Origin of the sequence: Bacillus sp. MUM 116 (assembly GCF_001866655.1) — a bacterium.
Taxonomy (GTDB): Bacteria; Bacillota; Bacilli; order Bacillales; family Cytobacillaceae; genus Neobacillus.
In genome coordinates this window covers 15428-37813 of the sequence record NZ_MLYR01000038.1, presented here as the reverse complement: position 1 = coordinate 37813, position 22386 = coordinate 15428, and the positions used below count along the sequence as shown (strand labels likewise).

Sequence of the window (22386 nt, the reverse complement as noted above, 5' to 3'; positions counted from 1 at the left end):
AAATTGCCTAGAAATTTAGTAAATGACCCTTATTAGAGTCCAAAAGCAAACAAAGTTTACGAAAAGAGCCTTTATAAAAGGCATAAGATGTCTTTCGTATATCAGGAGGGGATACGATGTCGGTATTACCAAAGAAAAATGAATTAGGATTTTTTGAGATCCGTTTGGAATCCATTGGGGGATTAGGGGCAAATTTGGCGGGGAAAATGCTTGCTGAGGCTGGAGTTTTGGGCCTTGGCTTAAATGGCTCCAACTTTTCATCCTACGGCTCTGAGAAAAAGGGTTCTCCAGTGAAAAGCTTTATCCGTTTTTGCGAGCCTGAAATTGAAATCAGGGATCATAGTCCGATTGAACAGCCACATGTTGTGGGTGTTTTTCATGAGGCATTATATAAAACAATTAATGTTGTCAGTGGCTTTAATGCTGATGGAATCGTATTAGTAAACACAGCAAGAGATTTTGATGATGTTAAAAAAGATTTAAAGCTTGAGTATGGTACGATTGCCATCGTTGATGCACTAACCATTGCCGTTGAGGAAAAGACAAAAGTCAATACAGCAATGCTTGGAGCGCTCTATCGAATTTGTGATTTCCTAGATCCGGAGTCAATGCGAAATGTAATAAGTAAAACATTTGAAAAAAAATATCCACATCTTGTAGAACCAAATATCCGTACCTTTAATCGCGGTTACGAAGAAGTCCAATTCAAAACCTATCAAGTCCCGTTTGGGGCAGTGGGAAGGGCATTTACCCGCCCTAAGCCGCTATTGGGATATTTGACTCAAGAAATTGGTGGAGCGATTATTGCTCAAGGAAATAGTATTTTAAAGGATTTAAGCGGCTCCAGACAAGGGTTTCTTCCTGAGTTTCAACAGGAAAAATGTATTAACTGTGCAGCATGTGACAATGTTTGCCCGGATTTTTGCTTTGTATGGGAAGAGGGAGAAGATAAGCGGGGAAGAAAGCAAATGTTCCTGAAAGGAATTGACTATCAGTATTGTAAGGGCTGCCTAAAATGTGTGGAAGCATGTCCGACAGATGCCTTGGGTGACCTTCGAGAAATGAGTGGCTATGCAGATACCAACAGCACGAAGCAAAACTTTCCATATGTAGCAGGGGGGATTTACTAATGGCGATTCTTGAAGATAAATTATTGACAAATCCGATTGCTGAACAAATTTCAACCTTTGAATCCGGAAATGAAATGGCGGCGATGGCGGCCGCTCAAATTAACTATCATATTATGGGATATTTCCCAATTACACCTTCAACCGAAGTAGCGCAATTTTTAGACCAAATGAAAACTCGAGGCGAACATGATATAAAATTGATTCCTGCAGATGGCGAGCATGGGTCAGCTGGGATTTGTTATGGCGCAGCTGCGACAGGTGCAAGGGTATTTAACGCAACTAGTGCAAATGGTTTTCTTTATATGATTGAACAGCTTCCGGTCCAGGCCGGTACACGATTTCCAATGGTTATGAATCTTGTTACCCGTGCCGTCAGCGGTCCGCTTGATATTAGAGGAGATCATTCTGATCTTTATTATGGGTTGAATATGGGCTGGGTTATTTTAACAGCCAAAACTCCGCAAGCAGTTTACGATATGAATATCATGGCGCTTAAAATTGCAGAACATTCTAAAGTCCGCCTTCCGGTTATTGTTGCTTATGATGGATTCTTTACTTCCCATCAAAAACGCAGAGTAGAATATTTTAAAGACCGTCGTGTTGTACAGCAATTTGTCGGCGAATGTCCAACTAATTACAATTTTGTCAGAGATCCGCAAAAACCGGTTGCCATTGGAGCCCATATGAATGGACAGGATTTAATGAATAATCACTTCCAGCAATCCGATGCATTGTACAATGCCGAGGAAGTTTTTAAAGAAGTTGCGGTAGAATATGCAAAACTATCTGGAAGAGAATATCCTGTTCTTGATTTATATAAAATGGAAGATGCTGAGGTTGCTTTATTTCTATTGAACTCAGCAGCAGAATCGGCCAAGGATGTAGTAGACCAATTGAGGATAAAAGGGATTAAAGCCGGGGTGATCAGCCCGAATATCATACGACCATTCCCGGCGAAAGAAATTCGAGAAGCATTAAAGAATGTGAAAGCCTTACTAGTTGGAGAACGTGCCGATTCCTACGGTGCACATGGGCCAAGCTTAACACATGAAGTGAAATCTGCCCTTCAGGATGATAAAGCCAACCAAACGATTGTATTAAGCCGTGTTTTTGGTCTTGGCGGGAAAGATTTCTATGCCAGCGACGCGCAAGAGTTTTTTCATTTAACCATTGAGGCGATGGAAAAAGGCTATGCTGAAAAGCCATTTGATTACTATGGCCATGTTCCGGGAGATCCTGAAAAGATTCTAAAGCCGGTTATTACACCGCAGCATGGGGATGTCTATAAATCGGATTTAATTGAAGTGAAAATGGATGAGGAAACAAATAAATTAAAAGTGAAGATTCCACCGCTTCGAGCTTTAACTGGTAAACCAAAACGAATTGCCTCAGGTCACGGTGCTTGTCCGGGCTGTGGAATTTTCGCAGGGCTTGAACTATTCTTTAAAGGAATTGAAGGAGATATTGTCACCCTTTTCCAAACTGGCTGTGCCTACGTTACAACGACCGCTTACCCGTATAGTTCACACAAACAAACGATGATGCACAACTTGTTCCAAAACGGAGCGGCTACGCTTTCGGGAACGGTTGAGGCATTTATGGAATTGAAGCGCCGCGGGGAAATTCAAGTTTCGGATGATGCCACATTTGTGATGATTACCGGTGACGGGGGTATGGACATTGGAATGGGCTCTGCAATTGGAACCGCCCTTCGCGGTCATAAGCTGATTATGCTCGAATATGATAATGAAGGTTATATGAATACTGGTTCACAGATGTCTTATTCTACTCCTTTAGGCCATATGACCAGCACATCCGGAGTAGGTAAAGCCCAGCGCGGAAAAGCCTTCCATCACAAGGATACTGCCCAAATCATGGCTGCAACGAATATTCCATATGTGTTTACAGGCTCAGAGTCCTTCCCGCAAGATTTGATTAAAAAGGGAGCAAAAGCTCAGTGGTATGCCCAAAACGTAGGGACTGTTTATGGAAAAATCCTGATTACCTGTCCATTAAACTGGAAGTCGGATGATCGCTACGGGACAACCATTGTAGAAGCAGCTGTGAATTCCTGTTTCTTCCCGCTTTATGAAATAGAACAAGGGATAACCGCTATTACTTATAATCCTGAAGAAAAGAACAAACGCATTCCACTTGCTGATTGGCTTAAGTATATGGGAAAAACAAAGCATCTATTAAAAGATGAAAACAAACCTATTTTAGAAGAATTTGAAGCGGAAGTAGAAAAGAGATGGCAGCGGCTCAAAGCAAAACATGAAAATCCATTGTTATAAAGAAAAGCGGAAGCGACCGTTTAGCGAAGTACACTAGTCGCTGGGAGCTGGAGCTGGACAATTCTCAAAGTCTAAAATTATTAATGTGTTCAAAAGAGGCAAAGCGCTATGCGTTTTGTCTTTTTTTATCGAAGATTGGGAGTACAGTAAAGGAGTTTTGCTTTATAATGTAGAATATATAAATTTATTATATAGTGATTGGAGCAACTTTGGAAGTCGTGGGGTGGCGATACGTGGAAAAGCATGTTCAGCAAAAAGACATTTTACCTTTAAATGAAGAGGGGAATATACAAAAAAAGGAGAAGAATCAAACCCACGTTGGGAAAAGGATTACCCCAAATAATCAATTTCTTGAAGATTTTAAGAAATTAAGGAAAAGCGAACGGAAATTTAGAAGAATTTTTGAGGATTCGATTGATGGACTACTTTTATGGAATAATCAATATCAGATTGTCGACCTTAATCACAGTACCGAAGAAATATTTGGTCTTCCTAAAGAACGACTGATTGGTAAGTATCTTTTTGGATTATTCAGCCAAAAAGAAATTAAACAAGATATTATTAAACACGTTGAACAAGTCCTGGAAAAGGGAAACCATTCTTCGACGATTATAATTGAAACAGATGAGGGGCAAAAAAGATATTTTGATTGTTCATCAAAATCGGATATTGAAGGATTAAATTTTACGGTCATTAAAGATGTGACTGAAAAAATGGAAATACAAGAGCAACTCCGTAAATCGGATACGTTAAATGTTATAGGCGAACTTGCCGCAGGAATTGCGCATGAAATTCGAAACCCAATGACAGCCTTGAAGGGATTTATTCAATTGCTTGAGAGCAGTATTAAATCAGAACATGAAATGTATTATCATGTGATCACTTCAGAACTGCAGCGTATTGACTCCATTATTAATGAATTTTTGATTTTAGCCAAGCCGCAGGCGATTCGATATCAGGAAAAGGATATTAAACAGATTATGAAGGAAACGGTCGACCTTTTAAATGCCCAAGCGGTCTTACATAATGTCCAATTCATAACCGTTTATGAGGACAACCTTCCCCTTATTTTTTGTGAACCGAATCAATTAAAAAAAGTTTTTATCAATATAATTAAAAATGCAATAGAAGTAATGCCGGACGGTGGTTGTATTTTAATTAAAATTAGCCTTACAGAAACGAATCAAATTCGAATTTCGATTCGAGATGAAGGAATTGGCATTCCGGAAGAAAAAATAAAAAAATTGGGTGAACCCTTTTATACAACCAAAGAACAGGGAACCGGTTTGGGTTTAATGGTTAGTTACCGTATTATTGAAGAGCATCAGGGGACAATTCAAATTGAAAGCGAAATCGGGAAGGGCGCGACTTTTCATATCACTCTTCCACTTATGCAAAATTCTTAATAGAACTCAACCCAAAAGAAATGTGGGCAGAATTCGAGTAAAAAAAGCAATCCGGTCGGATTGCTTTTTTAATCATAGTGTTGAGTTAACTACGTTGATAAATTCGGATAATCCTTTTAGTTCTTTTCGTTGTTTAATGAGAAGTTTCCCTAATTCTAATGTTTTTCTTTTTGCGGCCAATCTCACATTCTCATCTTCAATACGATCCAAATCGGCCACATGGGCTAGTCCAATTGTTCTTCTAATTAATTCACAGCCGGCAAAGCCGAGGGAATCTTCGAAATATTTTGAAATAACATGATTCAAAAATACTTTTGTATTTACTAATTTCTCTTTACTTTCTGCTTCCCAAAGGCGGCTGAATTCTTCATTAAACACATTCCACACTGTTTCAACATGGTTTATAAATAAATCCCGGTTTTCTTTATTTACAATTACTTGGAAAAGAAGGTTTGCAAAAACCTGGCCAATATCAAACCCGGCCGGTCCATAATAAGCAAATTCCGGATCAATCACTTTTGTTTCTTCGTTATTTGCAAACATGCTTCCTGTATGCAAATCACCATGAAGAAGAACTTCTGCTTCAGTTAAAAAGCTTTTTTTCAATAAGGAAACATGAAAGATTAACTCGTCATCATTCCATAGCGATTCTACATCGCCCCGTAAGCCTTCTTCGAATTCATTTGTTTCAGCGTCATAATAAGGATCAGTAAAGATAAGGTTCTCTGTTATATTGCAAAGTTCCGGGTTAATAAATTTTTTGACCTGTTCCTTTTTCGCTTCAGGTCCCAAAGCATAATCGGAAGTATAAAACAATGTTTTTGCCAGATATTCACCTAAATGTTTTGAAATCAACGGATAGATTTCTCCGTTAATAAATCCGGTTCTGACAATCGAAAGATTAGAAAGGTCTTCCATCACCGTTATGGCTAAAATATCATTCGTATAATAAACTTCAGGTACATAGGCAGGAGCCAGTTGACCAAATATTTTTAATGCATCCGCTTCGATTTGTGCTCTTTTAATTGTTAATGGCCAGCTTTCTCCAACAACTTTCGCATAAGGAAGAGCTTGTTTAATTATAATACTTTTTCCGCCTTTTTCTTCTACGAGATGAAAAACTAGATTTAAATTTCCATCGCCAATCTCCTTACACGATAATTGGGATTGCTCATTAAATATTTCTAGCTCTTTTGCTAGCTGAATGGCAGTGGTTTCTGTTAATGGCTGGTAAGTTTCTAGTTTTATAATGCTCATAATTTTTTCCTCCTAGATTTTAGAGAGGCTTTTTTCTTAAAGATTAAGAAAGTATAAGTTTTCGACTTCGAGAATTGTCTAGCGCAAGCAGCCACGCCCCTCGAGGTCGTAAGCCGATCCGCCAAGAAGGTTAATGAGCAACCTTCTCGTCGGCTCGTCTTACGCTATGCCTGAGGCTGGTCAAGGCGCTTACGCTTTTCTAGCCAAAATGAAAAAAGCCTCTTTCTCATTTGAAAGAGGCTAAAGGACAGTTGTTCTTTACACCTCTTATCTCTCAGAAAGATTTCTTTCTGTTGGAATTAGCACCGTGCCTTAGAGGGAATAAATCCCGGCGCTGGATGCGCCCCATTTTGCAATGGAATTACGGTCGGTTGCTGGGCTTCAAAGGGCCAAATCCCTCAGCCTGCTCGTGATAAGAGAAAATTAAATTTTCATTCTTTTCAATCTGTTAAAAATAATAGCAGTAGTATAATAATAGTGTCAATATTTTTTATTTATAAAATTCAGGCTTTCTATCTTCAAAAATCGGAATCTGCTTGCGAATTTCATTGACACGATCCAATTCTATTTCAGCAGATAAGATTTCTTCATCGTTTCCAGCTTCAGTTATAATCTCACCCCATGGGTCAATAATCATCGAGTGTCCGGCAAATTGATTGTTGAAATCACTGCCGGCACGGTTGCAGGCAATGACGAAACATTGATTCTCAATTGCCCTGGCAATCAATAATGTGCGCCAATGGTAAAGGCGGGGTGCCGGCCATTCAGCGACAACAAATAATGCTTCTGCTCCTTGGGCAGTATGGGTGCGAATCCACTCTGGGAAGCGAATATCATAGCAAATCATACCGGCGAATGAGCGCTCCTCCAGTTCAAATAATCCTTTTTCGTTGCCTGATTTTAAATAAAGATGTTCGTCCATCAATTTGAAAAGATGTAATTTACTATACTGGTGCACAAGCGTTCCATCCTTGTTGATGATGAGCAAAGTGTTTTTTACCCCATTTTCCCCACGGTTTGCAACCGAACCTCCAACAAAATTCACTTTATATTTTTTGGCTGCATTCTTAAGGAAGTCGATTGACTCACAAGCGCCCTTATCAGCAATTTCATCAAGGCGGGTTAAATCATAACCTGTTGTCCATAGTTCAGGAAGAACGATTATATCAGGATTTTCGGCAATTGCTTGTTGAATTAGTTTATCAGCTGTTTGAAAATTTTTATTTGGATCTCCAAAGGCAATATCCATTTGCAGACAAGAAATTTTTAATTTCAAGAAATTTCACTCCATTTTGTTATTCGGAATTTTTACTTTACAAGCCGTTATAAAAGTTATATCATTTGTGACTAGAATTTCAATATTGATTTTACTTTAAGAAGGTGAAAACATTTGAATACATTTCCGCCATCAAACCTTTTAGAAATCCTTCCAAAACAATTTTTTGCGTCATTAGTAAAAAAAGTGGGGCAATATATTAAAGCAGGTCATGATGTGATTAATTTAGGGCAGGGCAATCCTGATCAGCCTACCCCTAAACATATTGTGGAGAAATTACAGGAAGCAGCAGAGAAACCATTGAATCATAAATATTCTCCATTTCAAGGTTATCGATATTTAAAGCAAGCGGCTGCCGATTTCTATCAAAGGGAATATGGCGTGTCCGTTGACCCTGATAAAGAAATAGCCATTTTATTTGGCGGGAAAGCGGGTTTAGTTGAAATCCCTATGTGTCTATTAAATCCTGGTGATACGATCCTGGTACCAGATCCTGGATATCCTGATTATTGGTCAGGTGTAGCGCTTGCCCAGGCTGAAATGGTTACCATGCCATTAAGAGAAGAAAATCATTTCTTACCTGATTATGCTGAACTATCACAAGAGGTATTAACGAAATCGAAACTGATGTTCCTTAATTACCCAAATAATCCCACAGGGGCAGTGGCAACAGAGAAGTTTTTTACAGACACTGTTAAGCTGGCAAAGCAAAATAATCTATGCGTTGTCCATGATTTTGCTTATGGTGCTATCGGTTTTGACGGTCAAAAGCCTTTAAGCTTCTTGCAGGTTGAGGGAGCAAAAGAAGTTGGAATCGAAATCTATACATTGTCTAAAACATATAATATGGCCGGTTGGCGCGTTGGCTTTGCTGTAGGAAATCAAAGTGTCATTTCGGCCATCGAACTTTTGCAGGACCATTTATATGTCAGTTTGTTTGGTGCCATTCAAGAGGCAGCAGCCGAAGCATTAACAGGACCGCAGGATTGTGTATTGGAGCAAAACCGCCTTTATGAACGAAGAAGGAATGTTTTAATTGACGGACTTCGAACCATTGGCTGGGAGGTAACGGCTCCAAAAGGCTCCTTTTTTGCCTGGCTGAAGGTTCCAAGCGGATTAACTTCTGAAGAATTCGCCAATCTCCTACTCGATGAAGCTCATATCATGGTTGCACCTGGAATTGGCTTTGGCAACTTTGGTGAGGGGTATGTTCGGGTAGGTTTATTAACGGACGAGGAACGGCTTAAAGAAGCTATCAGAAGAATAAGTTCCTTGGGAATTTTCAAAAAATAGTTGACAGTCTTTTTTTTTCTTGGGATAATCTTTTATGAACTCAATGTGAAAAAATTAATATTACGAATGTTTTCTTATCAAGAGCAGGCGGAGGGACCAGCCCGATGAAGCCCGGCAACCGACTTACCCAAAATCGTAAGCACGGTGCTAATTCTTGCAGCAAAGAGCTGACAGATGAGAAGATGTTAGTTTCGAATGCTAACCTCTTCTTTTCGAAGAGGTTTTTTATTTAATTTCATTTTACACCGAAAGGAAGTTGTACAACATGACTGAAATTATTGCTACATACCTCCTTAATGGGGAGAAAAATCCGGAAAAAAAAGCTGAGGAAATCGCTTTAGGATTAACGGTAGGGTCTTGGACCAATCTACCTGAATTAGAAAAAAATCAACTGCGTAAACATAAGGGCAGGGTTATATCCATTGAAGGCTCGCATTCTGATAAAGTGGAGCAATCAATCATCCGAATTGCCTATCCAACTGTTAATTTTTCAACTGATTTACCTGCCATTTTGACCACTGTTTTTGGAAAACTCTCACTCGACGGAAAAATTAAACTTCTTGATTTACAATTTGATGAAGAATTAAAAAAACAGTTTCCAGGACCTAGGTTCGGAATAGAAGGTATCCGTGAAAAAGTAGGTGTCCATGATCGGCCGCTCCTGATGAGCATTTTTAAAGGAGTATTAGGAAAAGACTTAGTTTTTTTATCGGAACAGTTGAAACAGCAAGCACTTGGCGGTGTTGACCTAGTAAAGGATGATGAGATTCTTTTTGAAAATGACTTAACTCCATTTGAAAAAAGAATTACAGAGGGTAAAAAGGTCTTGCAAGCGGTATACGAAGAAACAGGTCATAGGACCTTGTATGCGGTAAATTTAACAGGCAGAACATCACAGCTTAAGGACAAAGCAAGAAAGGCTGCAGAGCTTGGGGCCGACCTATTATTATTCAATGTGTTCTCTTATGGTCTTGATGTTCTGCAGGAATTGAGAGAGGATGATTGTCTTGGATTACCATTGATGGCGCATCCTGCAGTAAGTGGAGCGTTAACATCCTCATCACAATATGGACTTTCCCATTCTCTATTACTCGGAAAGCTTCTACGCTACGCGGGTGCAGACCTGTCATTATTCCCGTCACCATACGGAACGGTAGCACTAGATAAACCCCATGCTCTATCGATCGCTGATGAGCTTACAAAAGAAGATACATTTAAACCGGCATTTCCTGTTCCTTCTGCAGGGATTCACCCAGGGTTAGTTCCATTGCTAATTCATGATTTTGGTGTGAATTCAGTCATCAATGCCGGCGGTGGCGTTCATGGACATCCGAATGGTGCCAAAGGTGGCGGCTTAGCTTTCAGGCAGGCTATTGAAACCAATCTAAAAGGCCAATCTTTGATGGAAGGTGCAAAATTGTATCCAGATCTTAAAAAGGCCCTTGAACTATGGGGGAGTGCGGAGGTTACAGTTTAATGAGGAAACCTATTATTTATTGTGATTTTGACGGCACCATTACGGAAAGTGATAATATCATTGCCATCATGAAAAAATTTGCACCACCAGGATGGGAAACCATTAAGGATCAAATTTTATCCCAGCAAATTTCAATCAGCGAAGGGGTAGGGAAACTATTTTCGCTTTTACCTAGTGATTGGAAAGATGAAATTACCGCTTTTGCAATTGAAAATGCTAAGATCCGACCTGGTTTCAAAGAATTTGTTGAATTTACGCGTAATGAAAAAATCCCATTCTACATTATCAGTGGTGGAATCGACTTTTTTCTTTATCCGATTTTAGAAGAGTTCGGGCTATTTGATGGAGTTTATTGCAATGAATCAGATTTTTCAGGGGAAACGATTAAAATTCTTTGGCCCCATGAATGTGATGAATTTTGCAGCAATCACTGCGGCTGCTGCAAGCCGAGCGTCATTCGCCAATTGGAAAAAGGGCAAGATCATTTCAAAATCGTCATTGGTGACTCCGTTACCGATTTAGAGGCTGCAAAGCAAGCAAATTTTGTGCTGGCAAGAGACTTGCTTCAGGAAAAATGTGTAGAGTGGGGGATTAATCACAAAGGATTTATAACCTTTTATGACTGTATAGAGGAGATAAAAAAAGAATTGGGGTGGGTGAGCTAAAATGTTAAAGGAACGATGGTCAGAACTTGCCGATGTAAAAGATGAACTAGCCGAAAGAGATTGGTTTATGGGCACAAGTGGAAACCTTGCAATAAAAGTTAGCGATCATCCACTGCAATTTTTGGTTACGACAAGCGGCAAGGATAAACGAAAACGTACGGATGAGGATTTTCTCCTGGTTGATGAATTTGGCCTTGCCGTTGATGAAAATCATTTGAAGCCGTCTGCCGAAACCTTGCTTCATGTAGAAATTTATCGGAAAACGGGTGCTGGCTGCAGTCTTCATGTTCATACGGTTGATAATAACGTCATTTCAGAACTGTATGGTGAGCAGGGGGAAGTTACATTTAAAGGTCAGGAGCTTATCAAGGCCTTTGATATGTGGGAAGAAGATGCAGAATTAAAAATCCCTATTATTCATAACCATGCCCATATTCCAACCCTTGCAAGCGAGTTTGCAGAGCATGTTTCAGGGGATTCGGGCGCAGTTTTGATTCGAAATCATGGTATTACGGTTTGGGGAAGAACAGCCTTTGAGGCGAAGAAAATTCTTGAAGCCTCGGAGTTTTTATTTCGATATCAATTACGGCTATTAGAGCACAAAGCAAACCAGTTAGCTAAAGTTATATAAATTACTATTTTATTAGACTGTGTTAAAGGAAATTGTTGATTTTTTAGTCTTGTTGATTGGAGAGGAAGGCACGAAGACTCTTGCGGGAGTAAGGGGCAGGGGAGACCCCGCAGGAGCGTAAGCGACGAGAAGGCTTCCCGGACCGCCCTAAGGTGCGCGTAGTGCCTGGAGCGGAAATCAACAGACAAATTACCATAGACTTTTATTAAAAGGAGAGACTTATAATGGCATATATTACATTTCAAAGTAAAGAAGAACAAATTCACGATCAGCAAGACGTTGCAAGCTTCCTTTCAAGTCAGGAAGTTATTTATGAACAGTGGGATATTTCAAAATTACCTCAAGCTTTAGTTGAAAAATATAATCTGAGCAATGATGAAAAAGAGGAAATCCTCACTACTTTTGCAAAGGAAATTGCTGATATTTCAGCAAGAAGAGGCTATAAAGCACAGGATGTTATCTCATTATCTGAAGCAACACCAAATCTTGATGAACTTTTAAAGAACTTTAAGCAAGAGCACCATCATACAGATGATGAAGTTCGATTTATCGTAAGCGGTCATGGTGTTTTCGTTATCCAAGGAAAAGATGGCGAGTTTTTTGAGGTTCATTTAAACCCTGGTGATTTAATTTCTGTTCCTGAAAATGTAAGGCACTATTTTACACTTGAAGAAGATCGCAAAACAGTTGCTGTCCGTATTTTTGTGACAACAGCAGGCTGGGTGCCAATCTATGAAAAAGAAGAAGTAAAACAATAAAAAACTAAAACAAAAGCGGCCGTTCCGGCCGCTTTTGTTTTACATTAAAAACCAAGTCTAGAGAAAATGTGTCGAAAAAATAGAATAATAATAATCTTTTGTCTTTTTTTGCGATATGGTTTACTTTTTGACAAATTCTTGTATAATTCATCAAGTAGCCTAATTCAATAGATTGCAGTGATAGAGTAAGGAGTAGGATGAAATTGTACAAGCACGGTAGTAGTTGTTCAGAAATGTTGGCCGAAATTAAAGTAAAAAGAGAACTTATGATGGAATGTGCAAATAAAAAGGGTTTTACAAGTGAAGAGACCATCAAATATAGCCAAGAACTAGATGAATTAATCTATAAATATCAAATAGCTGCAGGTCAATATGCTAAGGAGAACGAGGAAGTAATACTCACCTTTAAACAAACAATCTTGGTATGGTCAAAAGTGATTTTCAGTTTTTAAAAAGAATCGTTTGAGTGTAAATACCATTAATGAAGTAACAATTTTAGTCGCCCCTGTTAATATTGCAAGGATGAAGGCCTTAAATTTATTCACCTTTTAATTGATTAGAAAGAACGCAACAAGTAGGCCTTCCGACACATTTTAAAATCCTGTTTCCAAAGCGGATTTTTACCATTTAAACTCCCCCAACCCGTCCGTTTAAAGGGCAAATGATCACTTCCAACTATAAAATCAGTCATAAAATCCCATCCATTTCAAGAGTTAAGATAAAAATAGAAAATTTGTAATTTTAGACAGCGATGTGATTTTTATCATTGTTTATATCTGAATCTTTAATATAGTTATATTAAAGATATTTTAACTGTACATCAGGATCTTCTACATAGCAATCGCTTTCAATTCAGATTTTATGGAGGAGGGAAAGTCTTATATGCACATTGTCGTCTGTGTCAAACAAGTACCTGATACAAAAATTATTAAAATTAATCCCAAAACAAACACACTTGACCGCCGCAGCGCACCGGCCATCCTTAACCCTTACGATGCCCATGCTGTCCAGGAAGCTGTAAAGATTAAAGAGAAAACCGGCGGTACCATTTCCGTGTTATCGATGGGACCACCACAAGCAACTGAGGTGATTAAAAAAAGTATTGAAATTGGTGCTGATCGTGGCTATTTAATCTCTGATCGTGCATTCGCGGGTGCTGATACACTCGCAACCAGCTATGCATTGTCAAAAGCACTTGAACGAATCAACAAGGAACTCTCTATTGATATGGTTATTTGTGGAAAGCACGCTATAGATGGTGATACGGGGCAGGTTGGTCCCGGGATTGCAAGAAGGATGGATATCCCTCCAGTTACAAATGTAATCGAAGTATTGGAAATGAATTTAAATGAAAAGACTGTTTTATTAAGAAGAAAGCTATCGGGCAGCTATGAATTAATCCAGGCAGATATACCATGTCTACTCACGGTTGATAAAGAAATTAACGAAATCGAATATGCACCAATGCCAAACATGTTGAAAGCAGCACGTTATGAACCAATTGTATGGACAGTCAATGATCTGGATAATGTAGAGCGTGTACTGCTTGGTCTAAAGGGATCCCCAACGGTTGTAGGAAAAATGTTTACCCCTCCGAGGCCGGAAGGCGGAGTGAAACAGCTCGAAGGCTCTGCAGATGAGCAAGTGAAACAACTCATGGGAGTCTTAATGGAGAAAAAAGATCTGTTCGCCATCCAGTCATCAAAATAAACCTTATCTTTTTATTGCAAGGAGGGATTTAAATGAGTCTTAAGGAATATCGGGGAGTCTGGGTCTTTATTGAGCAAAATGAAGGGAAAATTGAAGGGGTTTCTCTGGAATTGTTAGGTGCCGGGAGAAAACTGGCTGATATGCTGCAAGTTCCTCTGGGAGGATTTTTATTAGGAAAAGGAATTCAATCACTTTCAAACAAAGTTATTGAATATGGTGCAGGTGAGGTTTATTTAATTGATCATCCTGTCTTGAGGGATTACCGTACTGAGTCATATATGAAGGGTGTAAACATGCTTGCCGAAAAGTATAAGCCCGAAATTATTCTTTATGGCGCGACACCAAATGGAAAAGATTTAGCCAGCGCAGTTGCGACCGATTTAAATACCGGTTTAACGGCAGATACGACCATGCTTGATATTGATTTGGATAATCGTCTGTTAGAAGCAAGCCGGCCAGCTTTCGGCGGTAATATTATGGCCACTATTCTTTGTAAGAAACATCGGCCGCAAATGGCAACAGTTCGTCCTAAAGTCATGAAAGCATTGGAGCCGGTAAAAGGCAGAATAGGGAATGTTATCGAAGAACATATCACCCTTAAAGAAGAAGATATGCGTACAAAAGTACTACAGATTGTGAATGATGTCACAAAGAAAGCGAATTTAGCGGATGCTCACGTGATTGTATGCGGCGGAAAAGGGATGGGAGACGAGAAAAACTTTCAACTTATTCATGAATTTGCCGAAACGATTGGTGCAAGTGTTGGAGGAACAAGAGATGTTGTGGAAGCCGGATGGCTGCCGCATTACCTTCAAATTGGCCAGACGGGTGAAACGGTTACACCTAAAGTTTTCTTTGCAATAGCGGTGTCAGGTGCCATCCAGCACGTAGTTGGGATGAAAAACTCGAATACCATAATCGCCATCAATAAGGACCCGAAAGCACCCATATTTGATGTAGCAACTTATGGAATTGTTGGTGACGCGATGGAAATAGTGCCCAAATTAATCGAGCTATTTAAAATGGTTAAAAAGGGTGGTGAAATGACCTATGCCTGAAAAATTTGATGTTATCATTGTGGGGGCAGGTCCAGCAGGTTCGGCATGTGCACTCGTTTGTGTCAGAAGTGGTTTGAATGTTTTGCTTCTTGAAAGAGGAGAATATCCTGGCAGCAAGAATGTCATGGGTGGAGTCTTATTCAGTAAACAATTAAGGGATCTGATTCCTGAATTTTGGAAAGAAGCCCCACTTGAACGGCCGGTGGTTGATCACAGGTACTGGATTCTGGGCAAAGAATCAGTGGTACAAATAGGTTATAAAGGTATGGAATGGGGTGAAGAACCTTACAATAGTTTCACCGTCCAGAGAGCACAGTTTGACCAATGGTTTGCAAAGAAAGCTGTGGAAGCAGGGGCATTGCTTGTAAATGAAACAGTGGTAACCGAATGTATCGTGGAAAAGGGAAAGGTGGTTGGTGTGCGTACAGACCGTCCGGATGGAGAACTATATGCGGACGTAGTCGTATTAGCTGACGGAGTAAACTCCTTATTAGCAAAACAATTAGGCTTCCGGAAAGAACATCCTCCGGAAAATGTCGCCTTATGTGCAATGGAAGTCATTAACCTGACAAAAGACAAAATTAACGAGCGGTTTAACATTACTGAAAATCAAGGTGTAGCGATTGAAATCTTTGGCGAATCGACAAGAGGAAACTTTGGCGCGGCTTTTCTATACACCAATAAAGAAAGTATAAATATTGGGGTTGGCACCACGCTTGCAGCAATGATCAAAGAAAAAATTAAACCGTATGATTTGTTGGATCAATTGAAAAAACATCCTGCTATTCACCCTTTGATTGAAGGTGGAGAGTCTGTGGAATACTTGGCCCATCTTATACCTGAAGGTGGATACCGTTCCGTACAAAAGGTAGCAGGAAATGGTGTGGTAGTCGTTGGGGATGCAGCTTCGCTTGTTAATGCAATGCACGGTGAAGGTTCAAACCTAGCCATGCACTCTGGCCAACTGGCTGCAGAAGCGATTGTTCAGGCAAAAAAACGCGGAGACTTTAGCGAATCCAGTTTAAATCATTATCATGACGCTCTTAACAATAGTTTTGTCATGAAGGATTTAGAGAAATATAAAGAAGCCCCTCATACATTTGAGGCTTACCCACAATATTTCAAAGCATATGCACCAATGTTAACCAAAGCAATGGGTAACTTCTTTACAGTGGATGGTACACCGAAACGTGATAAACAAAAGCAGATTATGAAAAGCTTTACAGCTGAAAAAGGCACGTTCAGGGTTCTTACAGATATTTATCGTGTTTGGAAGGCGGTGAAATAATGTCAACGGCCACTCTTGAGGAAAAACAATATCTTCTAAGGTTTAAGTGTGATACGAAATCCCACTTAATCGTTCTGGACCATGATGTTTGTATGACTCAATGCCCGGATAAGCTTTGTACAGTATTTTGCCCGGCCGAAGTCTATAAGTGGGAAGGAACAAGGATGCAAGTAGGCTATGAAGGCTGCCATGAATGCGGTAGCTGCCGGATTGGCTGCCCATACGAAAATATTAAATGGGAATATCCAAAAGGCGGACATGGAATTGTGTTTAGGTTAGCTTAAATAAAAAGGCTTCAAAAATGCGTTCCATGTTTCCAATCCGTGACCAATGAAGAAGGCAAAAAATTCAATTATATCAAGCATTATTAGGTCTTGTTGTGACCAATATGTGACCAAAAATTTCTGTTAAAGGTTTCATATGATAAACCAGTTAAAATAGCTGGTTTATTTTTTAAAGAAAAAAATCATAATGTAACTAAACGGTTAGACATGACTAACGGTTTTTCTTTCTGTTTCAAAAGGGGCGGGTGGTTAATAGGAACATTTCAATCAATTAATTATGCACCCCCACTAATACTTCCTCACCGACACTCCTCTATGGAATCTGCGAGCGAAAACAGCTCCGTTTCTGTAATAAACAGGAACGCTCTTTTGTATTGTGCCTAAGGGGTTAGCGGAATCAGAATGAGTCTATAAATCATCATTCACAATGGCTCGTTGTGATGTATTGATAGTACTTAGAATAAAAGCTAAGGGAATATGGATCGAGGAAGCATAATCCCCCGCTGATTTAGTACAAAACTAAATAGAAAAAAGATGATAGTTACAAACGAGGTAAACCATGGATTGTGGTTTACCTTCTTGCATAAAGACTGAATCATACTCAGTCTGCTCCACTAACAATTTTTAACCATTAAGATGTGCCAATAAAAAAGTAAACCCAAAAGTGCCAAATGAACCTATACTCGTAGTCAAAACAAATATTGACCAATAAAGATAGGAATTGTGTTAGCTTTGTACAATATTTTGCCCAGCTGAAGTTTATAAATGGGAAGGATCACGGATGCAGGTAGGATATGAAGGCTGCCATGAATGCGGCAGCTGCCGAATCGGCTGTCCATATCAAAATATTAAATGGGAATATCCAAAAGGCGGACATGGAATTGTATTTAGGTTAGCGTAAATGAAAAGGTACTGGCCCAAGTTTAAAGGTCAGTACCTTTTTATTTAACTATTATTTCGATTCTAGAAATTTTTTATTCTACTTTTAATTAAAATTTTGTAAGATTAGGATAGAATTATTCAAATCAATTTCGAAAAAGGAGACTACAATGAACCAACAAGTGATTCTTTCCGCAAAAACCCCTAAAGCGAATGAGTCCACGATGTTTAAAATTCTTTTTATCATCGGACTTTGTCATTTATTAAATGATGCGATTCAGTCAGTAGTACCTGCGATGTTTCCAATTTTAGAAAAGTCAATGGGGCTTACTTTTACCCAGCTCGGGATTATTGCCTTTTCTTTAAATATGGTTTCCTCTGTCATGCAGCCGGTTGTCGGCATTTTTACGGATAAAAAGCCAATGCCCTTCGCACTTCCAATCGGACTCACCTTAACACTATTCGGCGTCCTTGGTTTGGGATTGGCTTCAAGCTTTGGTTTCATTGTTTTATCCGTCGTTTTCATCGGCCTTGGATCTGCAGTATTTCATCCGGAAGGGTCAAGGGTGGCCCATATGGCAGCTGGTTCGCGTCGAGGCCTTGCACAATCGATTTATCAGGTTGGGGGCAATACAGGGCAGGCACTTGCCCCGCTGATTACCGCGCTTATCCTAGTCCCCCTAGGACAAATAGGGGCTTCGTGGTTTACGATTGTAGCCGCGCTTGCCGTCGTTTTACTTGCGTATATTGCAAATTGGTATAATCAAAGATTAAAAACTTCATCTGCTCATTTAAAGAAAAAGGCGGCAAGCACTGAGAACAAATCAGGCATTTCAAAAGGAGTTAAAAAGGCATTAGTGCTAATCCTGCTGTTAATTTTTGCAAGGTCCTGGTATATTTCAGGCATGACCAACTTTTATGCTTTTTTTGCCATAAAAGAATATACAATGACGATTAAAGAGTCTCAGATTTATTTATTCGCATTTTTAGTGGCAGGAGCGTTTGGAACCTTTTTTGGCGGTCCTCTTGCGGATAAATTTGGGAAAAAAACTGTCATTGCGTTATCAATGCTGGCAACAGTACCTTTCTCCATTCTTATTCCGTTTGTACCATCTGTTATTGCATTTATTCTTCTGATGTTAACTGGTTTTGTCTTGATGACTAGCTTTTCTGTTACGGTTGTTTATGCACAAGAGCTTGTTCCGGGGAAAATTGGGTTAATGTCGGGATTGACGGTTGGACTTGCATTTGGTATGGGGGCGATTGGCTCTGTAGGACTTGGATACATTGCCGATTTAATTGGCATACAATCGATGGTTACGGGGCTTGGTGTCTTGCCATTACTAGGGCTAACGGCTCTTCTGTTACCATCGGACAAAAAGCTTCGTGAATGGCAAAAGGGATAAAAAAGGATGGGCAACCCCATCCTTTATTTAATCTCTTGGATTTTAGTATAAAGTTCTTCCTTTTCATCATCTGACAGCATTCTTTCTGCCATAGGGAACAATACGTTTTCTTCTTTTGAGAAGTGCTCGGTTAAGATGAAATACGCATTTTTGATTAAATCGGTAAACTTCTTTTTATCTTCTATTGAACCCACGGTATTTTCCGCGTTTTTCAGGAAGGCTGCTATTTTGGATTTTGCTTGATCATGTTCGTATTCCATCACGGCTATTGGACCGGAGGTAGTTCCTATATATACACCCATCATGGGGAAAAGAACTCCTTCTTCCCGTTCGGAATGGGGCTCTAGCTCTACTTTGAATTGCTTTACTTTTGTAATTAGGGCACTAAAATTTTGTTCGATATCTTCTTCATTTTCAATTAGTTTTGTTAAATGAAACAACCCTTCTAATTGCTCTAATAAGGGGGGATGCTCTCCCTTTAGCTGTTTTAATCCCTTGCTTAATTCAACTTGAGGCATGCCGCCAAAACCACTCATACAGCCACTCATTAAAGTCACCTCTTCAAATTCGATTATTTTTAGTATAAAAGGAATAGGCTTGAAATGTTGTGATGTAGGTCACATTAACTTGCAGTCGAATACCATGTCCATTATTTTGACAATTTATCGAGAATGCATATAATTTTCAAAAAATTTTAACATTATTATTCAAAAAAATGTTTTCATTATCATATAATATACTTAGACAAGGAATAGGGAGGCTGATTATTTTGCAAACCCCGAATTATCGTGATTTTTACCAAAAGGCTTTAATCCCGATTGGCTTAAATGATATGCTGGCCTTAAAGGAGTACGACCTCCAACAAATCGATTCGAAAGTCACTCATTGGTTGGTCGGTATTCAAGGAGAAACCATTCAGCAGCCAAAAGGATATTATCATTGGAAAGTAAGCATTTATCCATCTAATTGTGAAGGTGCTTTTAATTGGAATTATCCATTTTATTGTTCCGAATTAATGCAGTCCATGGATAGCGCAATCGATTTATCCAATACCTTGATCGTTTGCTGTCAAAACGACGAACTTTCCCCTTCAACCATAAAAGAGAAAATCAGCTAACCTCATAAATTTTTTCCTTCTGCTTTACCTTCTTTTTTGAATTCTCTTGTGAAAAAATATACATATAGTGGGAATTTATTATAGAACTAATTTGGTAAATTGACATATTTTGAAATGTTTTTTATAATAATTTTGAAATCGAGATAATTTAAACATCTGGATTTGCTTTGCTTAATAACGAAAAGGGATGAGTTTTATATGGAAAATGAATCTATTTCTCAATCTTTAAAGTTGTTCATTGTGCTTTCAAGGGCATATAAAGCGATTAATGAGCATGTTAATAAAGGAATTCAGGCCAGCGGTCTTAATCCAACCGAATTCGGAGTTCTCGAGCTTTTATATCACAAAGGTGATCAACCAATGCAACAAATCGGCAGTAAAATTCTCCTTGCCAGCGGCAGTATTACTTATGTAGTCGATAAACTGGAGCAAAAAGGATTGTTAAAACGGATTGCCTGTCCAAAGGATAGAAGGGTCACCTATGCTCAAATTACCGATGAAGGAAAAAAATTCATAGAAGAGATTTTTCCCGTGCATGCTGAAAATATCCACAAACTAATGTCAAGCCTAACCGATGATGAAAAGGCGGAAGCCATCGAATTATTAAAAAAACTTGGATTACCAGCAGGAAAATTTTAATACGGCCAAATGGTCGTATTTTTTTTAAAAAGGAATATTATTGAGTAGTGTCGAAAACAACAAGAAGGTCAAAATGAAAAGATAAAGGAGCTGTTAAAATGAGCTTTGAAAACTATACATATCTACGGCCAAACTTAGATGAAATGAAGAAAAGCTTTCAGTTTGCACTGGACCGTTTTAAAAATTCCTCTTCAATTGAAGAACAATCAGCAGCAATGCAGGAAGTTAATAAACTTAGAAATGATCTTGGAACAATGTTCAATCTTTGTTATATTCGTCATTCAGTTGATACAAATGATGAGTTTTATAAGGAAGAACAAGATTATATTGATGAGATCCAGCCTGAAATTGAAGGCTTGGTGAACCGATTTTACCAAGCACTTATTGATTCTAAGTATCGTTCAGAGTTAGAAAAAAAATGGGGGAAGCAGCTTTTTGCACTTGCTGAAGGACAACTGAAAACCTTTAAACCGGAAATTGTGCCCTTACTCCAAAAAGAAAATCGCCTTTCCACTGAATATACAAAGCTTCTTGCCTCAGCGAAAATTATCTTTGAAGGGGAGGAGAGAACACTCGCTCAATTAGAACCGTTTACACAGGCAACCGATCGGGAAATGAGAAAGCGGGCCAGTATGGCAAAATTTGCGTTTCTAGCTGAACATGAGGCTGAACTTGATCGTATTTATGATGACCTTGTGAAAGTGAGAACAGAAATTGCCCAGAAGCTTGGTTATAAAAACTTCGTTGAGCTTGGCTATTATCGGATGATGAGGACCGATTACAATGCTGAAATGGTCGCAAATTTCCGGGCTCAGGTAAAGGATTTCATAGTTCCGATTGCAACAAAGCTCAAAACAAGGCAAGCAGAACGCATCGGTCTTGACCATTTAAAATATTATGATGAAGGATTTGTATTTAAGACTGGGAATGCCCTTCCAAAAGGAAGCCCGGAATGGATTATTGACAACGGGCAAAAGATGTACGAAGACCTTTCGGAGGAAACGGGTGCCTTTTTCCAATTCATGCGGGAAAATAATTTGATGGACCTTGTTGCGAAAAAAGGGAAAGCCGGGGGAGGATATTGCACCTTTATTGAAAATTATAAAGCGCCGTTTATTTTTTCAAATTTTAATGGTACTTCTGGCGATATTGATGTACTCACACATGAAGCCGGTCATGCCTTCCAAGTTTACTCCAGCCGTCATTTTGAAATTCCCGAATATTATTGGCCAACCTATGAAGCGGCTGAAATTCATTCGATGAGTATGGAATTTTTCACTTGGCCATGGATGGATCTATTCTTTAAAGAAGATACCGAAAAATATAAATTTGCCCATTTAAGAGATGCCTTATTGTTCTTGCCATACGGTGTATCTGTTGATGAGTTTCAGCATTGGGTATATGAAAATCCGCAAGCATCTCCAAAAGAACGAAAGCTCAAGTGGCGTGAGATCGAGAAGAAGTATCAGCCTCATAAGGATTATGATGGAAATGAGTATTTAGAAAACGGAGGCTTTTGGCAACGTCAGGGCCATATTTATAATTCACCATTTTATTATATTGATTATACTCTTGCACAAATTTGTGCGTTCCAATTCTGGAAACGTTCAAGAGATAATCAAGAAGAAGCATGGAAAGATTATGTGAATCTTTGTAAGCTTGGTGGGAGCATGTCCTTCACAAAACTTGTGGAAGCAGCCAATTTAATTTCGCCATTTCAAGATGGCTGCGTTGAATCGGTGATTGGTGAAATCGAAAAATGGTTGAACTCTGTTAATGATAAATCTTTATAAAAAGAAAAAGCGAAGCCGGAATTTA

Annotated in this window: 20 protein-coding genes, 1 pseudogene and 2 riboswitches; of the genes and pseudogenes, 18 read left to right on the top strand and 3 right to left on the bottom strand. The window is 39.1% G+C overall.

Annotated features, from left to right (window positions below; genetic code table 11):
• Positions 1-116 precede the first annotated feature (116 nt).
• The 3 genes from BIV60_RS11020 (at position 117) to BIV60_RS11010 (ending at position 4830) form a co-directional block, all read left to right on the top strand.
• A complete protein-coding gene (locus BIV60_RS11020) occupies positions 117-1130 on the top strand; it encodes a 2-oxoacid:acceptor oxidoreductase family protein (RefSeq protein ID WP_071355788.1) in 1014 nt (337 codons plus the stop codon).
• On the top strand, positions 1130-3424 hold the full coding sequence (locus tag BIV60_RS11015; RefSeq protein ID WP_071355787.1) for a thiamine pyrophosphate-dependent enzyme: 2295 nt from the start codon (positions 1130-1132) through the stop codon (positions 3422-3424). Before BIV60_RS11020 ends, BIV60_RS11015 begins: the two co-directional genes overlap by 1 nt.
• A 233-nt stretch (positions 3425-3657) precedes the next feature.
• Complete coding sequence (locus BIV60_RS11010) at positions 3658-4830, top strand: PAS domain-containing sensor histidine kinase (RefSeq protein ID WP_256218383.1); 1173 nt, start codon at positions 3658-3660, stop codon at positions 4828-4830.
• A gap of 72 nt (positions 4831-4902) precedes the next feature.
• On the opposite strand, the gene mtnK is transcribed toward BIV60_RS11010, so the two are convergent.
• The gene (gene mtnK, locus BIV60_RS11005; RefSeq protein WP_071355786.1) at positions 4903-6087 is read right to left on the bottom strand and encodes an S-methyl-5-thioribose kinase; all 1185 of its coding nucleotides are present in this window, start codon (positions 6085-6087) and stop codon (positions 4903-4905) included.
• A gap of 264 nt (positions 6088-6351) precedes the next feature.
• Positions 6352-6506, bottom strand: a riboswitch (SAM riboswitch).
• 71 nt (positions 6507-6577) lie between these two features.
• Complete coding sequence (locus BIV60_RS11000; protein ID WP_071355785.1) at positions 6578-7363, bottom strand: carbon-nitrogen family hydrolase; 786 nt, start codon at positions 7361-7363, stop codon at positions 6578-6580.
• Positions 7364-7477: 114 nt separating this feature from the next.
• Here BIV60_RS11000 and BIV60_RS10995 point away from each other — a divergent pair, with 114 nt between their 5' ends.
• The 12 genes and pseudogenes from BIV60_RS10995 (at position 7478) to BIV60_RS10945 (ending at position 18812) form a co-directional block, all read left to right on the top strand.
• Positions 7478-8656: a pyridoxal phosphate-dependent aminotransferase gene (locus tag BIV60_RS10995; RefSeq protein ID WP_071355784.1), complete on the top strand. Its 1179-nt coding sequence runs from the start codon at positions 7478-7480 to the stop codon at positions 8654-8656.
• A 71-nt stretch (positions 8657-8727) separates the two neighbouring features.
• Positions 8728-8837: riboswitch (SAM riboswitch) on the top strand.
• 84 nt (positions 8838-8921) lie between these two features.
• The gene (mtnW, locus tag BIV60_RS10990) at positions 8922-10133 is read left to right on the top strand and encodes a 2,3-diketo-5-methylthiopentyl-1-phosphate enolase (RefSeq protein WP_071355783.1); all 1212 of its coding nucleotides are present in this window, start codon (positions 8922-8924) and stop codon (positions 10131-10133) included.
• Positions 10133-10798, top strand: a complete 666-nt coding sequence (locus BIV60_RS10985) for a 2-hydroxy-3-keto-5-methylthiopentenyl-1-phosphate phosphatase (protein ID WP_071355782.1) — start codon at positions 10133-10135, stop codon at positions 10796-10798. The genes mtnW and BIV60_RS10985 overlap by 1 nt, the downstream gene beginning before the upstream one ends.
• A 1-nt stretch (position 10799) precedes the next feature.
• Positions 10800-11429 carry a methylthioribulose 1-phosphate dehydratase gene (locus BIV60_RS10980; RefSeq protein WP_071355781.1) on the top strand — a complete coding sequence of 210 codons (630 nt, stop codon included), beginning with the start codon at positions 10800-10802 and terminating at the stop codon, positions 11427-11429.
• Between the two features lie 224 nt (positions 11430-11653).
• Complete coding sequence (locus tag BIV60_RS10975; RefSeq protein WP_071355780.1) at positions 11654-12187, top strand: 1,2-dihydroxy-3-keto-5-methylthiopentene dioxygenase; 534 nt, start codon at positions 11654-11656, stop codon at positions 12185-12187.
• Between the two features lie 203 nt (positions 12188-12390).
• Complete coding sequence (locus BIV60_RS10970) at positions 12391-12639, top strand: aspartyl-phosphate phosphatase Spo0E family protein (RefSeq protein WP_083402210.1); 249 nt, start codon at positions 12391-12393, stop codon at positions 12637-12639.
• A gap of 430 nt (positions 12640-13069) precedes the next feature.
• A complete protein-coding gene (locus BIV60_RS10965; RefSeq protein WP_071355778.1) occupies positions 13070-13897 on the top strand; it encodes an electron transfer flavoprotein subunit beta/FixA family protein in 828 nt (275 codons plus the stop codon).
• A 32-nt stretch (positions 13898-13929) separates the two neighbouring features.
• Positions 13930-14955, top strand: coding sequence for an electron transfer flavoprotein subunit alpha/FixB family protein (locus BIV60_RS10960; protein ID WP_071355777.1), 1026 nt, complete (start codon positions 13930-13932; stop codon positions 14953-14955).
• A complete protein-coding gene (locus tag BIV60_RS10955; RefSeq protein WP_071355776.1) occupies positions 14948-16243 on the top strand; it encodes an FAD-dependent oxidoreductase in 1296 nt (431 codons plus the stop codon). The genes BIV60_RS10960 and BIV60_RS10955 overlap by 8 nt, the downstream gene beginning before the upstream one ends.
• Positions 16243-16527: a ferredoxin family protein gene (locus BIV60_RS10950; protein ID WP_071355775.1), complete on the top strand. Its 285-nt coding sequence runs from the start codon at positions 16243-16245 to the stop codon at positions 16525-16527. Before BIV60_RS10955 ends, BIV60_RS10950 begins: the two co-directional genes overlap by 1 nt.
• Positions 16528-17257: 730 nt before the next feature.
• Positions 17258-17428 (top strand): annotated as a pseudogene (locus BIV60_RS28365) (ferredoxin family protein); the annotation flags it as partial.
• A 148-nt stretch (positions 17429-17576) separates the two neighbouring features.
• Positions 17577-18812 carry an MFS transporter gene (locus BIV60_RS10945; RefSeq protein ID WP_071355774.1) on the top strand — a complete coding sequence of 412 codons (1236 nt, stop codon included), beginning with the start codon at positions 17577-17579 and terminating at the stop codon, positions 18810-18812.
• A gap of 23 nt (positions 18813-18835) precedes the next feature.
• Here the strand turns inward: BIV60_RS10945 and BIV60_RS10940 are convergent, their stop codons facing one another.
• Positions 18836-19360 (bottom strand): hemerythrin domain-containing protein, encoded by a 525-nt coding sequence (locus BIV60_RS10940; RefSeq protein ID WP_256218382.1) that lies wholly within the window; start codon positions 19358-19360, stop codon positions 18836-18838.
• Between the two features lie 221 nt (positions 19361-19581).
• Here BIV60_RS10940 and BIV60_RS10935 point away from each other — a divergent pair, with 221 nt between their 5' ends.
• The 3 genes from BIV60_RS10935 (at position 19582) to BIV60_RS10925 (ending at position 22361) form a co-directional block, all read left to right on the top strand.
• On the top strand, positions 19582-19929 hold the full coding sequence (locus tag BIV60_RS10935) for a hypothetical protein (protein ID WP_071355773.1): 348 nt from the start codon (positions 19582-19584) through the stop codon (positions 19927-19929).
• A 198-nt stretch (positions 19930-20127) separates the two neighbouring features.
• Positions 20128-20568, top strand: a complete 441-nt coding sequence (locus BIV60_RS10930) for a MarR family winged helix-turn-helix transcriptional regulator (RefSeq protein ID WP_071355772.1) — start codon at positions 20128-20130, stop codon at positions 20566-20568.
• 98 nt (positions 20569-20666) lie between these two features.
• Positions 20667-22361, top strand: coding sequence for a M3 family oligoendopeptidase (locus BIV60_RS10925; protein ID WP_071355771.1), 1695 nt, complete (start codon positions 20667-20669; stop codon positions 22359-22361).
• Positions 22362-22386: the final 25 nt, after the last annotated feature.

Bases quoted from the DNA above. Each gene is read 5' to 3' on its own strand.
- BIV60_RS10925 (WP_071355771.1), top strand. From the start codon at position 20,667: ATGAGCTTTGAAAACTATACATATCTACGGCCAAACTTAGATGAAATG.
- mtnW (WP_071355783.1), top strand. From the start codon at position 8,922: ATGACTGAAATTATTGCTACATACCTCCTTAATGGGGAGAAAAATCCG.
- BIV60_RS10960 (WP_071355777.1), top strand. From the start codon at position 13,930: ATGAGTCTTAAGGAATATCGGGGAGTCTGGGTCTTTATTGAGCAAAAT.
- BIV60_RS11015 (WP_071355787.1), top strand. From the start codon at position 1,130: ATGGCGATTCTTGAAGATAAATTATTGACAAATCCGATTGCTGAACAA.
- BIV60_RS10955 (WP_071355776.1), top strand. From the start codon at position 14,948: ATGCCTGAAAAATTTGATGTTATCATTGTGGGGGCAGGTCCAGCAGGT.
- BIV60_RS10975 (WP_071355780.1), top strand. From the start codon at position 11,654: ATGGCATATATTACATTTCAAAGTAAAGAAGAACAAATTCACGATCAG.
- mtnK (WP_071355786.1), bottom strand. From the start codon at position 6,087: ATGAGCATTATAAAACTAGAAACTTACCAGCCATTAACAGAAACCACT.
- BIV60_RS10965 (WP_071355778.1), top strand. From the start codon at position 13,070: ATGCACATTGTCGTCTGTGTCAAACAAGTACCTGATACAAAAATTATT.
- BIV60_RS10980 (WP_071355781.1), top strand. From the start codon at position 10,800: ATGTTAAAGGAACGATGGTCAGAACTTGCCGATGTAAAAGATGAACTA.
- BIV60_RS10985 (WP_071355782.1), top strand. From the start codon at position 10,133: ATGAGGAAACCTATTATTTATTGTGATTTTGACGGCACCATTACGGAA.
- BIV60_RS10930 (WP_071355772.1), top strand. From the start codon at position 20,128: ATGGAAAATGAATCTATTTCTCAATCTTTAAAGTTGTTCATTGTGCTT.
- BIV60_RS10950 (WP_071355775.1), top strand. From the start codon at position 16,243: ATGTCAACGGCCACTCTTGAGGAAAAACAATATCTTCTAAGGTTTAAG.
- BIV60_RS10940 (WP_256218382.1), bottom strand. From the start codon at position 19,360: ATGAGTGGCTGTATGAGTGGTTTTGGCGGCATGCCTCAAGTTGAATTA.
- BIV60_RS10945 (WP_071355774.1), top strand. From the start codon at position 17,577: ATGAACCAACAAGTGATTCTTTCCGCAAAAACCCCTAAAGCGAATGAG.
- BIV60_RS11020 (WP_071355788.1), top strand. From the start codon at position 117: ATGTCGGTATTACCAAAGAAAAATGAATTAGGATTTTTTGAGATCCGT.